The organism is Telluria sp. AZSoR62 (assembly GCF_058111565.1).
In genome coordinates this window covers 1-254 of record NZ_JBYTST010000430.1, presented here as the reverse complement: position 1 = coordinate 254, position 254 = coordinate 1, and the positions used below count along the sequence as shown (strand labels likewise).

General features: G+C 51.6%; 1 protein-coding gene. It reads right to left on the bottom strand.

Features of this window, described 5'->3' with window-relative positions; all coding sequences use genetic code 11:
- Window positions 1-254: hypothetical protein (locus tag AC3XQU_RS24335; protein ID WP_489876686.1), on the bottom strand; the 254-nt coding region annotated here is incomplete at both ends.

Sequence of the window (254 nt, the reverse complement as noted above, 5' to 3'; positions counted from 1 at the left end):
CAATGCATGAAAGGGAGGATTTTGCCGGTGACGAGTCCACGAAACAAAAGCGCGGTGACATACACAGGCGTTTTTTCAACATCACTGCCGCCGTTGTCGCGTTCTTGCTCAATGATGGCTTTGGACTCGTCAATGAGAGCCTTGTCCTGCAAACGCAAGAGAATACTTTCGACCAAGTCGATCGGAATGCAGGTTTCATCTGCCAGCGCCTGAGCTTCCATCGCGCCTGATGCATCGAGCAGTTTGAGGATGAC